Source organism: Gilliamella sp. B2969 (assembly GCF_026536195.1).
GTDB lineage: Bacteria > Pseudomonadota > Gammaproteobacteria > Enterobacterales > Orbaceae > Gilliamella.
Genome location: NZ_JAFNOP010000009.1, coordinates 120,892 through 139,035 on the forward strand (window position 1 = coordinate 120,892; position 18,144 = coordinate 139,035).

At 35.7% G+C, this 18,144-nt stretch carries 18 protein-coding genes; 11 read left to right on the plus strand and 7 right to left on the minus strand.

What is annotated here, in order from left to right; genetic code table 11:
* Positions 1-20: 20 nt before the first annotated feature.
* From robA to J3U66_RS09675, 3 genes are all read right to left on the minus strand, one after another.
* Complete coding sequence (robA, locus tag J3U66_RS09665) at positions 21-935, minus strand: MDR efflux pump AcrAB transcriptional activator RobA (RefSeq protein WP_065634442.1); 915 nt, start codon at positions 933-935, stop codon at positions 21-23.
* Positions 936-1,020: 85 nt separating this feature from the next.
* Positions 1,021-1,596 (minus strand): Fe-S biogenesis protein NfuA, encoded by a 576-nt coding sequence (gene nfuA / locus J3U66_RS09670; protein WP_267333970.1) that lies wholly within the window; start codon positions 1,594-1,596, stop codon positions 1,021-1,023.
* Between the two features lie 109 nt (positions 1,597-1,705).
* Complete coding sequence (locus tag J3U66_RS09675) at positions 1,706-2,377, minus strand: phosphoribosyltransferase family protein (RefSeq protein WP_267348816.1); 672 nt, start codon at positions 2,375-2,377, stop codon at positions 1,706-1,708.
* 251 nt (positions 2,378-2,628) lie between these two features.
* On the opposite strand from J3U66_RS09675, the gene J3U66_RS09680 reads away from it, so the two are divergent.
* Positions 2,629-3,195: a peptidylprolyl isomerase gene (locus tag J3U66_RS09680; RefSeq protein WP_416379736.1), complete on the plus strand. Its 567-nt coding sequence runs from the start codon at positions 2,629-2,631 to the stop codon at positions 3,193-3,195.
* A gap of 62 nt (positions 3,196-3,257) precedes the next feature.
* Here the strand turns inward: J3U66_RS09680 and pepB are convergent, their stop codons facing one another.
* On the minus strand, positions 3,258-4,538 hold the full coding sequence (gene pepB, locus J3U66_RS09685; RefSeq protein ID WP_267348818.1) for an aminopeptidase PepB: 1,281 nt from the start codon (positions 4,536-4,538) through the stop codon (positions 3,258-3,260).
* A 102-nt stretch (positions 4,539-4,640) separates the two neighbouring features.
* Here pepB and J3U66_RS09690 point away from each other — a divergent pair, with 102 nt between their 5' ends.
* Both J3U66_RS09690 and ftnA read left to right on the plus strand, forming a co-directional pair.
* Entirely contained in the window at positions 4,641-5,411 is a 771-nt protein-coding gene (locus J3U66_RS09690) for a tyrosine-protein phosphatase (protein ID WP_267333941.1), read from the plus strand.
* A gap of 92 nt (positions 5,412-5,503) precedes the next feature.
* On the plus strand, positions 5,504-6,022 hold the full coding sequence (gene ftnA, locus J3U66_RS09695; RefSeq protein ID WP_065634437.1) for a non-heme ferritin: 519 nt from the start codon (positions 5,504-5,506) through the stop codon (positions 6,020-6,022).
* A 50-nt stretch (positions 6,023-6,072) separates the two neighbouring features.
* On the opposite strand, the gene J3U66_RS09700 is transcribed toward ftnA, so the two are convergent.
* Complete coding sequence (locus tag J3U66_RS09700; RefSeq protein WP_267333942.1) at positions 6,073-6,711, minus strand: 4'-phosphopantetheinyl transferase family protein; 639 nt, start codon at positions 6,709-6,711, stop codon at positions 6,073-6,075.
* Positions 6,712-6,787: 76 nt separating this feature from the next.
* Here J3U66_RS09700 and metC point away from each other — a divergent pair, with 76 nt between their 5' ends.
* Positions 6,788-8,005 carry a cystathionine beta-lyase gene (gene metC, locus J3U66_RS09705; protein WP_267348820.1) on the plus strand — a complete coding sequence of 406 codons (1,218 nt, stop codon included), beginning with the start codon at positions 6,788-6,790 and terminating at the stop codon, positions 8,003-8,005.
* A 32-nt stretch (positions 8,006-8,037) separates the two neighbouring features.
* On the plus strand, positions 8,038-9,324 hold the full coding sequence (gene tilS, locus J3U66_RS09710; RefSeq protein ID WP_416379739.1) for a tRNA lysidine(34) synthetase TilS: 1,287 nt from the start codon (positions 8,038-8,040) through the stop codon (positions 9,322-9,324).
* A gap of 84 nt (positions 9,325-9,408) precedes the next feature.
* Here tilS and J3U66_RS09715 read toward each other — a convergent pair whose 3' ends face one another.
* The gene (locus tag J3U66_RS09715; RefSeq protein ID WP_267344387.1) at positions 9,409-11,598 is read right to left on the minus strand and encodes a heavy metal translocating P-type ATPase; all 2,190 of its coding nucleotides are present in this window, start codon (positions 11,596-11,598) and stop codon (positions 9,409-9,411) included.
* Positions 11,599-11,796: 198 nt separating this feature from the next.
* Here J3U66_RS09715 and J3U66_RS09720 point away from each other — a divergent pair, with 198 nt between their 5' ends.
* Positions 11,797-12,117, plus strand: a complete 321-nt coding sequence (locus tag J3U66_RS09720; protein ID WP_267348853.1) for a winged helix-turn-helix transcriptional regulator — start codon at positions 11,797-11,799, stop codon at positions 12,115-12,117.
* 83 nt (positions 12,118-12,200) lie between these two features.
* Here the strand turns inward: J3U66_RS09720 and suhB are convergent, their stop codons facing one another.
* Positions 12,201-13,004: an inositol-1-monophosphatase gene (suhB, locus tag J3U66_RS09725; RefSeq protein ID WP_267333946.1), complete on the minus strand. Its 804-nt coding sequence runs from the start codon at positions 13,002-13,004 to the stop codon at positions 12,201-12,203.
* Between the two features lie 454 nt (positions 13,005-13,458).
* On the opposite strand from suhB, the gene J3U66_RS09730 reads away from it, so the two are divergent.
* The 5 genes from J3U66_RS09730 (at position 13,459) to csdE (ending at position 18,118) form a co-directional block, all read left to right on the plus strand.
* Positions 13,459-14,154 (plus strand): hypothetical protein, encoded by a 696-nt coding sequence (locus J3U66_RS09730; protein ID WP_267348823.1) that lies wholly within the window; start codon positions 13,459-13,461, stop codon positions 14,152-14,154.
* Positions 14,155-14,449: 295 nt separating this feature from the next.
* Positions 14,450-15,445, plus strand: coding sequence for a ubiquinone anaerobic biosynthesis protein UbiU (gene ubiU, locus J3U66_RS09735; RefSeq protein WP_065633153.1), 996 nt, complete (start codon positions 14,450-14,452; stop codon positions 15,443-15,445).
* Between the two features lie 150 nt (positions 15,446-15,595).
* The gene (locus tag J3U66_RS09740; protein WP_267348825.1) at positions 15,596-16,474 is read left to right on the plus strand and encodes a U32 family peptidase; all 879 of its coding nucleotides are present in this window, start codon (positions 15,596-15,598) and stop codon (positions 16,472-16,474) included.
* The gene (gene csdA / locus J3U66_RS09745; protein WP_267333950.1) at positions 16,431-17,654 is read left to right on the plus strand and encodes a cysteine desulfurase CsdA; all 1,224 of its coding nucleotides are present in this window, start codon (positions 16,431-16,433) and stop codon (positions 17,652-17,654) included. The genes J3U66_RS09740 and csdA overlap by 44 nt, the downstream gene beginning before the upstream one ends.
* Positions 17,655-17,722: 68 nt before the next feature.
* Positions 17,723-18,118 (plus strand): cysteine desulfurase sulfur acceptor subunit CsdE, encoded by a 396-nt coding sequence (gene csdE, locus J3U66_RS09750; RefSeq protein WP_267348828.1) that lies wholly within the window; start codon positions 17,723-17,725, stop codon positions 18,116-18,118.
* The last annotated feature ends 26 nt before the right edge of the window (positions 18,119-18,144 follow it).

An 18,144-nucleotide genomic window follows, 5' to 3' on the forward strand; every position in this document is an offset into this window, starting at 1 on the left:
AAAAAGGGAATGAAACAATTTTATCCACCATTTTTTTGGCGAATTTCATTTTCAGTAATGACGGGCACACAATAATCACACTCAATGCGTTGAAGATTTTTGACTGATTTAACCGAATCATCATGCAAATTATGATGAATTTCAATTAAACACCCTGAACGTAAACGAACTTTTAATGCAGGCATAGCAGCCAAGTGGACTTGCGAAATAAAATCTTTGAAATTTTCTGGTGGTCCGAAATATTTAAAACAAAGATACAATCCACCTTCACTTACAAATTGTTCAATATGTTCAAGGTTATTATTGTGTTCTAATGCAATAGTATAAAAAAGTTCTTGCTCATTGGCATTATCTTTACTTTTTAGTATTCGATTAAATGCATAAATTCTTTCTGGCAACGCTTCATTTTTATTAGCATAACGCGTTAAATAATTATGAAAAAATTGCACTCTTAATTTAATCTCTTCATCTAATAATTTACTTAGATTACAGTTATTTTTATAAGTAATTCCCCAAAAAGTCTGTTTAGGCATAGTGACAAATGTGGGTTCAGGCAGCGACAATCGCGTCTTATTGAGTTCAATGGCTGGCGTTAATCCTGTTGGATCCCAATATTCACTACGCCTATAACTTGCCGGTGTTTCATTAAATTGTTTTTTAAATGAACGGGTAAAAGTTTGTTGGGAATCAAAACGATATTGCATTGCAATATCTAATATAGGTTTACTGGTCATTCGTAAAGAAAGTGCAGCGTAAGTTAACCTTCGATGACGAATATAAGTACCAAGCACTTGACCGGTTACTTCTTTAAACATTCGTTGTAAATGCCATTTAGAATAACCTGATTTTTGCGAAACATTATCTATAGATAATGGCTGCTCCAGATTTTTCTCAATCCAAACGATAAGATCTGAAATAATACTAACTTGATTCATAAAACCCCATCATAAAGTGAATTGGCAAACAGCATTTGATTATGACTTAATCTTAGCAATAAGCAAGATTAAATTAGAAATTATTTTAACAATAAGAGTGGCTTCCGGCTTGATGTTCAGTAATATCTTTCACCCCTGCTAATTCTGGAAATTCGGCCAGTAACTGCTTCTCGATTCCTTCTTTTAAGGTATAATCCACCATCGAACAACCATTACAACCTCCACCAAATTGTAATATGGCATAATTATCTTCTGTCAACTCAACCAAGCTCACATGACCACCATGGCTAGCAAGTTGCGGATTAACTTGAGCTTGAATCAGATAATTAACGCGCTCGATTAACGGTGCATCATCTGCAACTTTCTTCATTTTTGAGTTTGGTGCTTTTAATGTTAATTGTGAGCCAAGTTCGTCGGTTACATAATCAATCACTGTCTCTTCCAAAAATGGAGCACTGATCTCATCAATATAAACAGAAAAACCATCTTGCTTTTCTTCAATATCACTCTCTTCAACAGTATCAGCGGGACAATATGACACGCCACATTCCGCTGTTGCGGTACCAGGATTGATAACAAACACCCGAATTTGTGTTCCATCCGCTTGATTAGCAAGCAATTTTTTAAAATGCTGTTGAGCTGCTTGAGAAATGGTAATAATAGACATAAACCCCTCACTTTGATGCCGGTTATTCAATGAATAATTATGAGCATCACTGATTATAATAGTTGACTAACTCTGTTGGTTATTATAGGGATTGTTTATGATTTTACAATACTGTGCGACATAAACAAATGACTTGAACACTTATTGCACCGCAGTTTTTCAATTGTTGACTAATAACATTTATAGTATTGGCGGTAGTGACTATATCATCTATCAGCATAACAGATTGATTAGTGAGATCTTCCCGACAAAAATAGAGGGTATCAACATTATCAATTCGTTGTTGCAATGAAAGTGTTTTTTGATCTAAAGCTCGCTGTTTACGATATAATAAATGCGGATAAAAATCACGACCTAACCACTTAGCAATGGGGTTAGCCAATAATTCGGCTTGATTATAACCACGAGACCAATATCGTAAATGATGTAACGGGACACATGTCACTAAATCGGGTTTCATTAACCCGTCTGCTTCTCGTTGTTGATACCACGCTAAAAACATCAATCTAGCTAATGCTAAAGCAAATTCAGTTTTATGATAAAACTTTAACTGGTGAATAAGTTTTTTCAATGGATTAATATAATCACTCACTGCTATAAGCTTGTCATACTTTGGTTTATTGTCTCGACAACGGTAACAGATCTCAGTAAATAAAGAGTGTGGTAAGCAACATTGCTGACACACTTTATTTAACTTAGGTAAATTGTTCACACATTGACAACAAATGCCATGATGGCTTAAAGCTAATGGCATATTACATAAAATACAACGCATGAGTTCTCATTCTATTTCAAAATACAATTCAGCAAAATAAATGTGGCATTTAAATGTTTCTATTTAATTAAAGCTATGTGAGGAATGCTAATAGTTAATTAAAGATAACAACTTTAAATAAGTCATACGATATAGAACAGTATTATTGTGAACTAAAACTCAAATTTTTATCTTATTTTACATATTTGTCATTTAAAATAGTTTAATATTCGGTATAATCTGCCAACTAAATTGGATAAGGAATTTAATATATGAATAAAATCAAAATGTTATTTGCTTCATTGTTGTTAACAATGGCTACTACTTTTGCTTATGCTGATACAAAAGTACTATTACAAACCAGTATGGGTGATATCGAAATTGAATTAGACAGCGAACATGCGCCTATTTCTAGCAAAAATTTTATTGATTATGTCAAAAGCGGATTTTATGAAAATTTAACTTTCCACCGTGTTATCCCTGGTTTTATGATCCAAGGTGGTGGCGCAGATGATCAATTAAAATTCAAAGATAATACTACTCCAATTAAAAATGAAGCAAATAACGGTCTAAAAAATGATCGCGGCACTATTGCCATGGCAAGAACCAGTGAAATCAACAGTGCAACTAGCCAATTTTTTATTAACCTAGTAAATAATGATTTTCTTAATTATCAATCACCAGAAAAATATGGTTATGCAGTATTTGGTAAAGTAATTAAAGGAATGGATGTGGTTGATAAAATTGCCGCGGTACCAACTAAACGTATGGGACCTCACCAAAATGTTCCTGTTGAACCCATTTATATTAAAAAAGCAATAGTGGTTGAAGACAAATAATTTATCCCACTTTAAATATCTAAAATATAAAAAAACCACTCTTACAGTGGTTTTTTTCAATCCTAGTTAAGTTCACTTAATAAATGTGCTATGGCGCGAACACCTACTCCGGTTGCCCCTGTTGCCCATAAGGAAGTAGCACTTTTACGAAATGTGGCTGAGCAGTCAATATGTAACCAGTTTTGTTTATAATTTTTTATAAAATGCGATAAAAATGCCGCTGCGGTGCTAGCACCTGCGGTATTAGGTAAGCCAGAGTTAGCCATATCGGCAAAAGATGAAGGAAATTGCGAACGATGAAACTCAGCTAACGGTAATCGCCAAAATGCTTCGTGTTCGGTAGTCGCACTTTCAATTAGCCGATTAGCAAATGAATCATCGAATGATAACAAGGATTGATAATCGTTACCTACAGCAATTTTTGCAGCGCCGGTTAGCGTGGCACAATCAATAATATAGTGTGGTTTATCATTATCTGCGCAAATTAATCCATCAGCTAACACTAAGCGTCCTTCCGCATCTGTGTTATCAACCTCAACAGTTTTGCCATTACGATAATGAATAATATCGCCTAATTTAAACGCATTACCACTGACTAAATTATCCGCACAACATAAATAAAGCTTAATACGGTGTTGTACACCACGAGCTATCGCTAATGCTAACGCGCCACTCACCAATGCAGCTCCGCCCATATCAGCACGCATTGATTCCATAAAACTGCTTGGTTTTAAGCTATAGCCACCAGAATCAAAGGTAATACCTTTACCCACTAAACAAGCAATAATCGGTGCTTTAGGATCTTTGCTCGGATTATAATCAAGTTCAAGCAATGCAGCTGGTCTATCCGAGCCTTTGCCAACAGTATAAATTCCCATATAACCTTGTTCTTTTAAGGCTTCGCCTGAAATAATTTTATAAGTTACATCAGATGAATACGCACTAATTAATTTTGCACTTTGTGTTGCTAATTCAAGAGGACTTAAGGTTTCGGCTTGCTGATTAACAATATCGCGACACCAATCAATAATATCCAAACGATATTTAAGTTCTGTTTTTTCTTTGCTATTGAGTTTTGCCCACGTCACTTTATTGTTTTTTTTGGCATTACGGTAACCTAACCAAAAATGCCAAGACGCTTCTAAATCCCAACCCTCTCCTGTCAGTTTCACCGCTTTAATGCCTTGATTATCCAATTTACGCCCTGCTCGCTGAATTGCACCTAAGCGATGTTCCGACTTATAGTGTATTGTTATAGCATCATCAGAAAAGCTGAGTAAGGCATCTTTGCCCCACTGCGCTTGAGCCGGTTCATTTGAAAGAAAAATAGATAACATCGACATATTAAAAACCTCATTGATTATCAAACAACAAAACATTGACTTAATTCTAATCAGAAACATGTTAATATAGCAAGCGAAGTTAAGAATAAATAAGGAGCGGTAATGACATCAGTTATCCCTATCAAAAACAGTATCAATTTTCGTGATTTAGGTGGAATCAAGACAACTGACGGCCGTCAAATTCGATCGGGGTTGTTATACCGTGCTGGTGACTTTTCTCGCTTAACTGAAGATGAAAAAAACATTTTATCTAACCAATTAAAGCTTCATCATATTTTAGATTATCGTGATCAGCATGAAATCGATCGCTGTCCCGATAATTTATGGGCTAATACTCAATATATTAATGTCCCGGCTAATCCATTAAGTAACGAAATTACTGCAAGTTTAACTAGTGATTATGATGATATCTTTATTTTAAAAAAATATTCACCATTTGATTTTATGGTAAAACTTTATCAGTTACTTCCATTTAATAATCAGGCTTATCAACAATTAATCTCACTTTTACTTAACGCTAATGGTAAACCATTAGTTCAGCACTGTGCAGTTGGTAAAGATAGGACCGGCATTGGTGTCGCGCTAACACTTTTTGCATTAGGCGTGAGTGAAGAAGATGTCATGCAAGACTATCTATTTACTGAACAATGCTTACAAACTTTTCGTGAAGAAACACTTAATCAATATAAAAATAAATTTACGCAGGAAGAATTAGACAAGTATAAAATCATATTTTCTGCCAAAAAAGAGTTCTTAACTGCTGCTATAAATGAAATTAAACAGCGTTATCAAACCATCGACAATTGGTTAGCCAAAGAGTACCAATTAGATGAAAAGCACAAAAAAAACCTACAACAAATTTATTTAGTTTAATCAATTTAAACCAATTAGCTAAATCGCTAAGGTTTATATAATAACCACGTTTAAAAAGTGGAATAATAAAATAGCAATGAGAGGAAAGTCAGATGTTAACAACACAAATGGTCAAAAAACTTAATGACCAACTGAATCTAGAATTTTATTCTTCAAATCTTTATTTACAAATGAGTGCATGGTGTGATGACCAAAATTTTCCCTCTTTTGGAAAATTTTTACGAGATCATGCCGGTGAAGAGCGCAAACATATGGAACGTTTGTTTGATTATGTTCTAGATTGTGGTTCACTTGCATTAATTGGAAAAATTGATGCACCAGAAGCAAAATATAAATCGTTACTCGATGTATTTAAAGCAGCCTATCAACATGAATTGACCATTACCAAAGCAATTAACTCACTGGTCGATTATGCCCTTACTCAAAAAGATTTTTCAACTTTCAATTTTTTACAATGGTATGTATCAGAACAGCATGAAGAAGAAAAGCTATTTAAAACCATTGTTGATAAACTAGAATTAGTAGGCGAAAATAAACGTGATTTATTCTTTATGGACAAAGACTTTAATAAAACCTTAAGTGAGTCAGGATTACTCACCACAAACGAATAATAAAATATTTGTAATAACTGTTACCCTAAAAGGGTAACAGATTATAATAATTAGGATTTTACAACAATATTGGTAATAGGATTATCACAATTAACCGCAAGATGAACGCCTGACAGCTGTTGATAATGAAAATAGAAATGCTGTCCAAAAGGGGCACAAATAGAGTGACGTTCTAAATTAACATTGACTGATTTTATTTGCCAAACGCCTTTAGCATAAAGTTTTAATGCCGATTCTTTCAATGTCCAAAGCTGCCAAAAAGCTAATAATGTATCTTCTTGGTTAATCATCCATTGGTACTCTTCATCAGCAAAACAATGTTTAGCGACATTTAGGTAATTTTTTCGCGGCCTGTCTACCTCAATATCGACGCCCACCTTTCCTGACAATGCAACCGCTACAGCAACCCAATCCCCACTATGACTAATATTAAAATCAGGAAACGAGCAATCTAAAAAACGAGGTCGACTATTATCGCCAATGACCATTTCGGGTAAAATATCGACACTATAATGTTGTTTGAGTAACTGCGCTAAGATTGAACGACAAACTAAAAATTGCCTTTTACGTTGGCCATGCAATTTATTTGCATAATCAACAATTTGCTTAGGTAATAACGAAAAATCGATGATTGCATGATTTAGGTTAGCCAGTTGAGTTATTAGCATTATCAGAAAACAACTATTCATAAAAATTATTTTTTACTATTTTAACAGCATGCTATGCTAACTGTTATTAAAATTTATCCCTAACCTAGGATTGATCATGTCATTACCAACAAAATTAGTTCATGCAGGACGAAAACAACGCTATACCCAAGGTGCAGTAAATACCGTTATTCAACGAGCCTCTTCATTGGTGTTTGATACTCTTGCAGCCAAAAAAGAAGCGGCAGAAAATCGTACAAATGGTGCACTATTTTATGGACGACGTGGCACATTAACCCACTTTGCTCTGCAAGATGCCATGATTGAAATTGAAGGTGGAGCTGGTTGCTATCTTTACCCTTGCGGTGCTGCTGCCATTGCTAATACGATTCTAGCTTTTGTCAAAACTGGGGATCATATCTTAGTATCCGAGGCAAGTTATGAGCCAACCCAAGAATTTTGTGAACATATTTTAAAAGATATGGGGGTTGAAACTGATTACTTTTCCCCTTTAATTGGCCGTTATATTACCAACCATATCAAACCTAATACCAAAGTGGTATTTTTAGAGTCACCAAGTTCAATCACTATGGAAGTTCAAGACATACCGGCAATTGTTAAGGCCATTCGAAGTGTTAATCCTGAAATCACCATTATGATCGATAATACATGGGGGGCTGGGATATTATTCAAAGCATTAGAACATGGTATTGATATCTCAATTCAATCAGGCACTAAATATCTTATTGGGCACTCAGATGGCATGTTAGGGACTGCTGTTGCCAATGAGAGATGTTGGGATAGATTACGAGAACGTTCTTATTTAATGGGACAAATGTGCGATGCCGATACGGCCTATATGGCGGCGCGTGGATTACGTACCTTAGCGGTGAGACTTAAACAACATCATGAAAATGGCTTAAAAGTTGCTAAATGGCTTGCTGGTCACCCGAAAGTGGCAACCGTTAATCACCCTGCACTTGAAAGTTGCAAAGGACATGAATTTTTCAAACGTGATTTTAGTGGTGCAAGTGGTTTATTTTCGTTTGTTCTCAAAGACCGCTTAACCGACATACAATTAGCTGATTTTTTAGATCATTTAAACCATTTTACCATGGCGTATTCATGGGGAGGATTTGAATCATTAATTTTAGCAAACCAACCTGAAGAATTAGCAAAAATTAGACCGGTATCAGGTGTCGACTTTACTGGCACATTAATTCGTCTGCATATTGGTCTTGAAGATCCTAACGATTTAATTGCCGATTTAGCTGCTGGTTTAGATAGAATAACACTTGATAAAATCAAAACTACTGCGCTAACAAGCTTAATATAATTCACTGTAATATGAACAATACACACAACCCAATGCTTGATGACGTAATAAAACAAACCGTTTTACATCATTTAAAAGGCAGTAATGCACTACTGGTAGCTTTCAGTGGTGGCGTCGATTCGACGGTATTACTGCATGTATTGGTAATGTTGAAAAAACAGCTTTTACCCAATTTACAAATTAGGGCTATTTATATTCATCATGGTTTAAGTCAAAATGCCGATAACTGGGCAAACCATTGTGTACAACAATGCCAAACATGGCAAGTACCTATAATTATTGAAAAAGTGAAGCTTGATGATATGAACAAGAATATCGAAGAACAAGCTAGAGAAGCCCGCTATCAAGCAATTCATCATCACTTAAAAAGTGATGAAATGCTCTGCACAGCCCAACATCTTGATGATCAGTGCGAAACCTTTTTATTAGCCTTAAAGCGAGGTAGTGGTCCTGCTGGACTTTCTGCTATGCCCATCGAAAATGGACAACATCTTCGCCCATTATTATCGATATCACGCAAACAGATAGAAACTTATGCGAATCAAAATCAACTAACTTGGATAGAAGATGAAAGTAATCAAGATGACCATTACGATCGCAATTTTTTACGTTTAAATGTTTTACCAATTATCAATCAACGTTGGCCACATTTTCCGCAAATGGTCGCTCGAAGTGCCGAGTTATGCCAACAACAAGAAGCCTTAATTAACGAGCTATTACTGTCCGAGTATCAACAAGTGATCACCGTTCAAGGTCAGCTACGCTTAAAACCCTTGTTTGATTATAGCGAATATAAACGCAATGCTATTTTACGAATGTGGATTCGGCAACAACAAGTTATCATGCCAAGCCAAAAACAGCTCACGCTAATTTGGCAAACTGTTGCGCAAGCGAAAGACGATGCCAATCCACAATTTATTTTGCATAATAAACAAATCCGCCGTTACCAAAACCAACTCTACCTGTTGCCACTATATCAAAATATTGAACAACACGTGCTTAAATGGGATTTATCATCATCGTTAGTCTTACCTGATCATATTGGTGAATTACACGCCAATAATAAGCACAACTTAAATTGCCGCTTACCTCGTGCCGACGAAGATGTAACTGTACGCTTTCATGCACAAGGACAGCTAAAAATTGTCAATCGTCAGGGTTCAAGAGCAATCAAAAAATTATGGCAAGAGCACCATATTCCACCTTGGATGCGAACCCGCATTCCTTTAGTTTATTATAATGAACAGATAATTTGTGCCGTCGGCGTATTTATTACTGAACAAGGAAAAGGATCGCAAATCCATTTTAGTTTGACGTAAATGGTCAATATGCAGACAAACAAACCTATTGCCAGAAAATGACCCGATTAGGCGGCATAAACGACCGCCTTAATTCAACGACCGTTATTGGTTATCGGCTCTCGCTTTCCAACGTTTAAGCAGTAATGCATTTGTTACCACACTAACGCTACTTAAAGCCATGGCAGCACCTGCAATCATTGGATTTAAAAATCCTAAAGCAGCTAATGGAATGCCAATTAAATTATAGAAAAACGCCCAAAACAGGTTTTGTTTTATCTTATTATATGTTCGACGCGAAATATCAATGGCATCAGCAATAAGGTACAAATTACCACGCATTAATGTAATACTCGCCGTATGCATAGCAACATCGGTGCCCGTTCCCATAGCAATGCCAATATCTGCGGCTGCCAATGCAGGGGCATCATTAATACCATCGCCGACCATGGCAACTAAATTATTATGCTCACTATGGCTCTCTTTTTGTAATTGATAAATATAGTTTGCTTTATCTTGCGGTAAAACTTCAGCAATCACTTTATCTAAACGCAACTGCTGCCCGACATAATTAGCCGCTTGCTGATTATCGCCAGTTAACATAACACTGGTAACATGCAATTGATGTAATGCTTCAATTGCATTTTTGGCTTCAGGTTTAATGACATCAGAAAAACCAAATAAAGCCAAAATTACGACCTGATTTTCTGATTGTTGTTTAGCCAAAAATGAAATAGTGTAACCTTTACCGGTAAGCTCATTGATTTTATCATCCATATTCACAAAATAGGCATTTAACGATTTCATCCAGCGTAAACTACCTAAATAGTATTCGGTATTATCAATCATTGCCATAATCCCTGAACCAGCTACTGAGGTAATATTCTGTGCATAATTATAGTGCTTAGCTTTAGATAACATCGCTTTAGCTAAAGGATGTTCACTCCCCGCTTGCATTGATGCCGCAATTGATAAAATCTGCTCGGGTGTTTCAGTACCGACGACGTCAATTTCCACTAATTCAGGTTTACCTACTGTTAACGTACCGGTTTTATCAAATGCGATCGTATTAATATTGTGCAGCGTTTCTAACGCTTCGGCATCTTTAATTAAAATCCCCTGACGAGCCGCTGCTCCCGTTCCCACCATAATCGCAGTAGGTGTTGCCAATCCTAAAGCACATGGACACGCAATAACCAATACGGCAACGGCATGAAGCAAGGCTTGTTGCCAATCATGATAAATTACTCCCCAAAACAGCAAGGTTACCAACGCAATAACCAAAATCACCGGTACAAAAATCGCACTGATACGATCTACAATTCGCTGGATTGGTGCTTTCTTAGCTTGGGCTGATTCAACCATATTTATAATTTTTGAAAGCATTGAGTCAGCTTGAATTGCGGTAGTTTTCACTATCAGCAACCCTTCACCATTAATTGTCCCCCCAGTAACAATATCATTAATGGATTTAGTTACAGGAAAGCTTTCCCCTGTTAACATCGACTCATCACTACTGGATGAACCTTCAATAACAATACCATCAACAGCAATACGTTCACCGGGTTTAATCACCACAATATCATTTACTTTTACCTGGTCGATAGGTACATTCACTTCTTGGTTACCTTGCCTGACTAATGCCATCTCTGGTCGTAACGCTGAAAGAGCTTCAATTGCTTGGGTTGTTTGATGCTTCGCTCTTAACTCTAACCACTTACCAATCAAAATTAAGGTAATAATCACCACTGATGATTCAAAGTAGAGGTGATCATAATGACCACTAATAAGCTGATATAACGACAAGCCATAAGCGGCACTGGTACCAATTGCGACTAATAAATCCATATTACCGGTTAATGCTTTTAACGCATTAAACCCACTACGATAAAACTTACCACCTAGTCCAAATTGCACAATCGAAGCAAGAATAAATTGCAACCAAGCAGGTAGCATCAAATTAATGTCAAACGGTTCAAGTAACATAGGGATGACAAAAGGTACAGACAAGATAATAGACAAAACAATAGGCCAAAGTGAAGCTTGCTTATCAACATCTTTATGGTGCATTTGTTGATCAGTAATTTTTACCGCATGATATCCGGCATTGTCCACAGCTGACATGAGTGTGTCTAACTTAACATTCGAATTTGCATTAACGGTTGCTTTTTCAGTCGCAAGATTCACACTAACATCAATGACACCATCAATCTTTCTCAGCGCCTTTTCAACTCGACTAACACATGATGCACAGCTCATATCCTCAACAAAAAAATGGTATTCGACAGTTTTCATTTAACACATCCCTTAATTTTTGGTGTGGTACATATTGTAGTATTAATTATCCTTTTAACAAGAATGCACTTTTTTGATATATACTACCCAAAAAGATACTATCAAGATAATTAAGTGAAAAATAAATCAATCAATAAAAGCTGCTGTGAAAACAAACATCAAACAATAACCTATTGCCCTGTTGATGCCACCATCAATATGATTGGTGGTAAATATAAATCGCTCATATTATGGAAACTTATGGCTAAAACTACCTTAAGATTTTCTCAGTTACGTAAGGAAATCCCTACGGCTACAGCTAAAATGCTAACCCAACAACTACGCGAACTTGAATCTAATGGCTTAATTCATCGACAAGTTTTTCCAGTGGTACCGCCTAAAGTTGAATATTCTTTAACAAACTTTGGCAAAAGCATTAAACCAGTACTTGAATCAATGTATATATGGGGCAGTGACTATTTAAACAATCAAGGTTTACACGTTAATTGTTCAATGACGTCATTAGATGACGCAAAATAACGAAAATGACTTTTTGTAGTTGATGGCTAGTATAAAGCAAAATGCAAGGCTACAACCCTGCATTTCGAATAAAGAAAGTACAATTAATTACGCAAATTTTCTGGCCAATCGTTTTGGGTCGAAACTAACAAATCTTTGACCACACGAGGATTACCCGCCACAATATTGCCCGAAACCATATAATTATTGCCGCCAGCAAAATCGGTGATAACGCCACCTGCTTCACGTAAAATTAACTCGCCTGCGGCAATATCCCAAGGTTTTAAGCCAATTTCAAAAAAGCCATCTAAACGGCCTGCTGCTACATAAGCTAAATCTAACGCGGCAGACCCACTACGGCGAAAATCACCACATCTTACAAATAATTTTTGCAATACCGCAAAATAACTATCGCTATATTGTTTAACTTTAAATGGGAAGGCCGTTGCGAGCACACTACCCTCAAGGTCTTTAGCATTGCTAACACGAATACGATACCCATTAAGCTGTGCACCTTTACCTCGCGCCGCGGTAAACAGCTCATTACTCATAGGATTGTATACAACGGCAATTTCTGTTTTACCTTTAACTCGAGCCGCAATAGAAACTGCAAAATGTGGGATATTTTTAATAAAATTGGTCGTACCATCAATTGGGTCAATTATCCACTGCGTATCGGCATCACTACCTTTAGCTAAACCACTTTCTTCAGCAATAATCGTATGATCAGGATACGCTTTTTTGATTGTTTCAATAATAAGTGATTCAGCAGCACGATCTGCATTAGTGGCAAAATCGTTAGCACCTTTAGTATCAATTTCGATTGAACTTGGGTTTTCATAAGCCTTAATGGCAACATTACCTGCTTTACGAGCAGCACGAATAGCAATATTAAGCATCGGATGCATAAATTTTTTTCCAATTGATGATGTTAAAGAACGGAGTGTTTTAGTAAAACTCTATAGAGTGATACCAATAATGACGGCATAGTATAAAGGTTTTGCCGCTTTATTGCCAGAATATGTTCAAATTGATTAATTGTAATATATAGTCCGCCTCCAACAAAAAGCACTACTTAAGACTACATCAACGTTTTTTTATGTATATTTTATCGCATGTTAATTATTAAATCAGGTAAGAATTAACACTGATCGAATGTAAACATACAAAACAAAAATACAAATAAAAATTTTTTAATCGAAAATATACATGCATCAATTAAGCTCAAATGTGGCAAACAAATCTCGACATTCGATACTTTTACAACCATAATGAAAACGCATCAAAAAAACTTTATAGATATATTTTAACATAACTTAATGAAAAATAATAAAAAATCAATAATACATAATAGGAATAATGATGAAACTTTTTAAATTGTTTATAGTAACCTGTAGTATGTTAGGCTTAATTTCTTGTGCTAATAGAGAGTCACTACCTAGAACAACAATTGTAAATACCGATACAATAACGTTAAATAATGGCACAACAGTTGATATTTTAACTGAAAACGCGATTAATGGTCACGTTGTAAACGATACAAATAATTATTTAAATATTGTCTCTCGTGGAGATACAGCCAAAGTTGTTGGTTTAAAAGTGGTACAATTTGCCACCGCATTTTTTGGTGCCAATAGTGGTAACATTAATACTTTTTCAAAAGAAGACTTAGTCGGTAATTATATTAAGTCAGTTCCAAATAAAACTATGGATTATTTAACCCCACAGTTATATACAATAATTAAAAAATTCGATGCTAATAACCAAAAAGACAATGTTATAACCATACAACCTTATAAATTTAAATTAATTTATGATGGATTAACCGATAATAAATATAATTTTATTTATAACACCACTATACGTACTAACGGATTTCGTTTTGATTGTTCTGAGCAAAACGATCTGACACCAGAAGAGAGAACTAAGCCCTTTAATGAATGGGAGATCAATAATTATCAATTAGTACAAGATACTGCCAGTAAAGCAATTAATGCCTGTATAAACCGATTAAAATCAGAGCAAAATATGACTAATTTTGAAAATGCGCTAAAATAGAGAATTAATTAAGTTAATTTTTTATAACATCCTGACCAGGTAAAAAATAGTTAATATCTGGTCATTAATTTATTAAATCAGCTTAGTTAGTTGCTACTATTTTATAGTGTCACCGTGACTGACTAGTTTAATTCCTTATTATCTTCAATATTAATTAGTCACTGTTAACTTTATAATACCCAAAACTAAACCTGTGCTGTTCTTTTAGCTAAAATTAGCTTTCTATTCGCATTAGATGATAATTTATTGCATAATACACCACGTATTGAATACATAACATAAGTTAGGAATTATTATGGAACTTCTGTGCCCTGCTGGATCTTTACCTTCACTAAAAGTGGCAATTGATAATGGCGCTGATGCTGTTTATATCGGTTTGAAAGATGACACTAATGCTCGTCATTTTGCCGGTTTAAACTTTAATGAGAAACGATTATTAGAAGCTTCAGACTATGTGCATAAGCGTGGTAAAAAATTGCATATTGCGATTAATACTTTCGCTCACCCTGAAAACTTTGAGCGCTGGCAACATGCGGTAGATACCGCAGCTAATATCGGCGCTGACGCATTAATTATTGCAGATCTGGCCATGCTTGATTACGCAGCAGAGAAGTATCCAAATCTTGAACGTCATGTGTCGGTGCAAGCGTCGTCAACCAATGAAGAATCAATTAAGTTTTATTATAATAATTTTCACGTACATCGTATTGTTTTACCCCGCGTTTTATCTATGCATCAAGTAAAACAACTTTCACAAGTTTCACCGGTTCCTTTAGAGGTGTTTGCTTTTGGTAGTTTATGTATTATGGCTGAAGGTCGCTGTTATTTATCGTCTTATTTAACTGGCGAATCACCTAATACCGTTGGCGCCTGTTCACCCGCAAAATTTGTACGTTGGGAGGAGACCGAAAAAGGTCTTGAGTCCCGTTTAAATAATGTGTTAATTGACTGCCATAAAAAAGGTGAAAACGCCGGCTATCCAACCCTTTGCAAAGGGCGTTATTTTGTTGGTAATGAACTTTATCACCCGATTGAAGAACCGACGAGCTTAAACACTATCGAATTATTACCCGAACTCTTTGCAGCCAATATTGCATCAGTTAAAATTGAAGGGCGACAGCGTAGTCCGGCTTATGTTGAACAAGTAACAAAAGTCTGGCGCCAAGCGATAGATCGCTATAAAGCAAATCCTCAAACATTTCAGGCAGAAAAAAGTTGGATGGATACACTTGGTTCGGTTTCTGAGGGAACGCAGACAACATTAGGTGCATACCATCGCAAATGGCAATAATGTGATATTGGTCGACTTAAAACACCACAATAAAACATTTAAAAAAGATTTAATCTTTTTTAAATCGCTTCTTTTTTAAAGAAATGATGTCGATTAACAATTATTATTAATCATTTTTAACAATAAAATATCAATATAGTGAGCAAAACTATGAAATACGCATTAGGTCCAGTGCTTTATTATTGGCCTAAAATCGAAACTGAAGCTTTTTATCACGCAGCTAAAGATAGTGAGGCTGATATTATTTATATGGGTGAGACCGTATGCACTAAGCGTCGTGAAATGAAAGTGGCTAATTGGTTAGAATTAGCAAAGCAGATCGCAAAATCAAGTAAGCAAGTTGTCTTGTCAACACTTGCACTACTCGAAGCCCCTTCAGAACTTAATGATTTACGACAATTAGTTAATAATGGCGACTTTTTAGTTGAGGCGAATGACTTAGCTGCAATTAATATAGCGCAAGAACATAAATTACCCTTTGTAGCAGGCCCTGCGATTAATTGCTATAACGCTTTAACCTTAAAATTATTACAAAAACAAGGTATGATACGTTGGTGTATGCCGGTTGAACTGTCACGTGATTGGTTAACTAATGTGCTTAATCAATTTGATGGTTTACATATTGAACGAAAGTTTGAAGTTGAAGTGTTTAGTTACGGCTATCTACCTTTAGCGTATTCAGCGCGTTGTTTTACTGCAAGATCAGAAGATAAGCCTAAAGATAAATGTGAAACTTGTTGTATCAAATATCCGGTTGGTCGAGAAGTATTTTCTCAAGAACAACAAAAGGTCTTTGTACTAAATGGCATTCAAACACAAAGTGGTTATTGTTACAATTTAGGAAATAATCTTAAAGACATGAAAGGACTTGTCGATATCGTTAGAATTTCGCCACTTGGGCTAGCAACACTCGATATTGTTAAGCAATTTAAAGCAAATGAAGATGGATCACATCCATTAAACATTGAACATAAACGAGATTGTAATGGTTACTGGAATGGTATCGCCGGACTTGAACTCAGCCAATAAACATTTTTCGCCTAAACAATTTAGAGCGGATTTTCCAGCATTAACTAGCGAAAGTGTTTACCTAGACTCAGCAGCAACCGCACTCAAGCCTAAAGCGATGATTGATGCAACGGTGCAATATTATACCCATAATACGGCAACTGCTGAGCGTAGTTTACATCACGATGCGGTAAAAGTGACAGAAGCAATCAAGCAGGCCAGACAAAATGTTGCTGATTTAATTGCAATCAAAAACAGTAGTGAAATTATTTGGACCAAAGGGGCGACTGAATCAATTAACTTAATTGCACAAAGCTATGCTCGCCCTTTATTGAAGCCGGATGACGAAATTATTGTCAGTGAATTAGAGCATCATAGCAATTTATTACCTTGGCTAATTGTTGCGCAGCAAACCGGGGCCAAAATTATAAAATGGTCGTCCAATGTTGATGAACTGACATCACTACTTTCATCACGAACTAAAATTGTAGCTATCACGCAAATGTCAAATGTCACTGGATTTTGCCCTGATTTAGTCGCTATAAGTCAGTTAGTACATCAATATAACGCTATTTTAGTGGTTGATGGTGCCCAAGGTATTGTTCACCAACCGATCAATGTAGAAGCACTTAACATTGATTTTTATGCTTTTTCTGCTCATAAATTATATGGTCCAACAGGTCTAGGTATTTTATATGGTAAAAAAGCATTACTTGAACAAATGGCGGTTTGGCAAGGTGGGGGCAAAATGTTAAAAAAGGCATCATTAACAGAATTTGTTGTGGCAGATCTACCTTATAAGTTCGAAGCAGGTACCCCTAATATTGCTGGAATTATAGGATTTGATGCCACACTGCAATGGCTTAAAAATTGGTCATTGGCTCAACTTGAGCAATATACAGATCAATTATCTCAGTATGCTAAAACACAGTTAACACAATTAGCTAATATCAAGTTTTACAGCGTTGATAATAGCCCCATTATTAGTTTTAATATTAATCAAATTCACCACAATGATATCGCGATTTTATTAAGTGAGCAGCAAATTGCTATTCGAACTGGCGAGATTTGTGCCCAGCCTTTGATGAGCAAATTAGGTTGCCAAGGCGTGATCCGTATATCGCTCATGCCATATAATAACCAGGAAGATATTGATAAATTCATTACAGCATTAAAAAATGCGATGGAGGTATTGAGTTAACTATAGCCTAAAACATAGGCATTAGCTTAATCTATTTGGTAATTAATCAGCGATAAAAGGGTTTAATTATGCTATCACCGCAAACGTTAACTGAATTATTTTTAGCACAACAAAACTGGCAAGATCGTTATCGTCAGTTAATTATACTGTCCAAACAGTTACCTGATTTTCCAGACGAATTCAAAACAGAGCAAAACCTAGTACAAGGTTGTGAAAATCGAGTATGGTTAACTTGGCAAAAACAACCAGATGGTACATTTATTTTTCAAGGCGAAAGTGAAGGTAGGATTGTAAAAGGGTTATTGGCTATATTGATTATATTGGCAAACAATAAAACAGCCCAGCAAATTTGTAATATTGATTTTCTAGCTGTTTTAAATAAGCTCAAAATTACTGATGAATTAAGCCCTTCACGTTTACACGGATTAAGCCAATTAATTACTCGGATTCAATCTATAGGTTAATTGCAATTAAAATGGGGAGTGAGTTC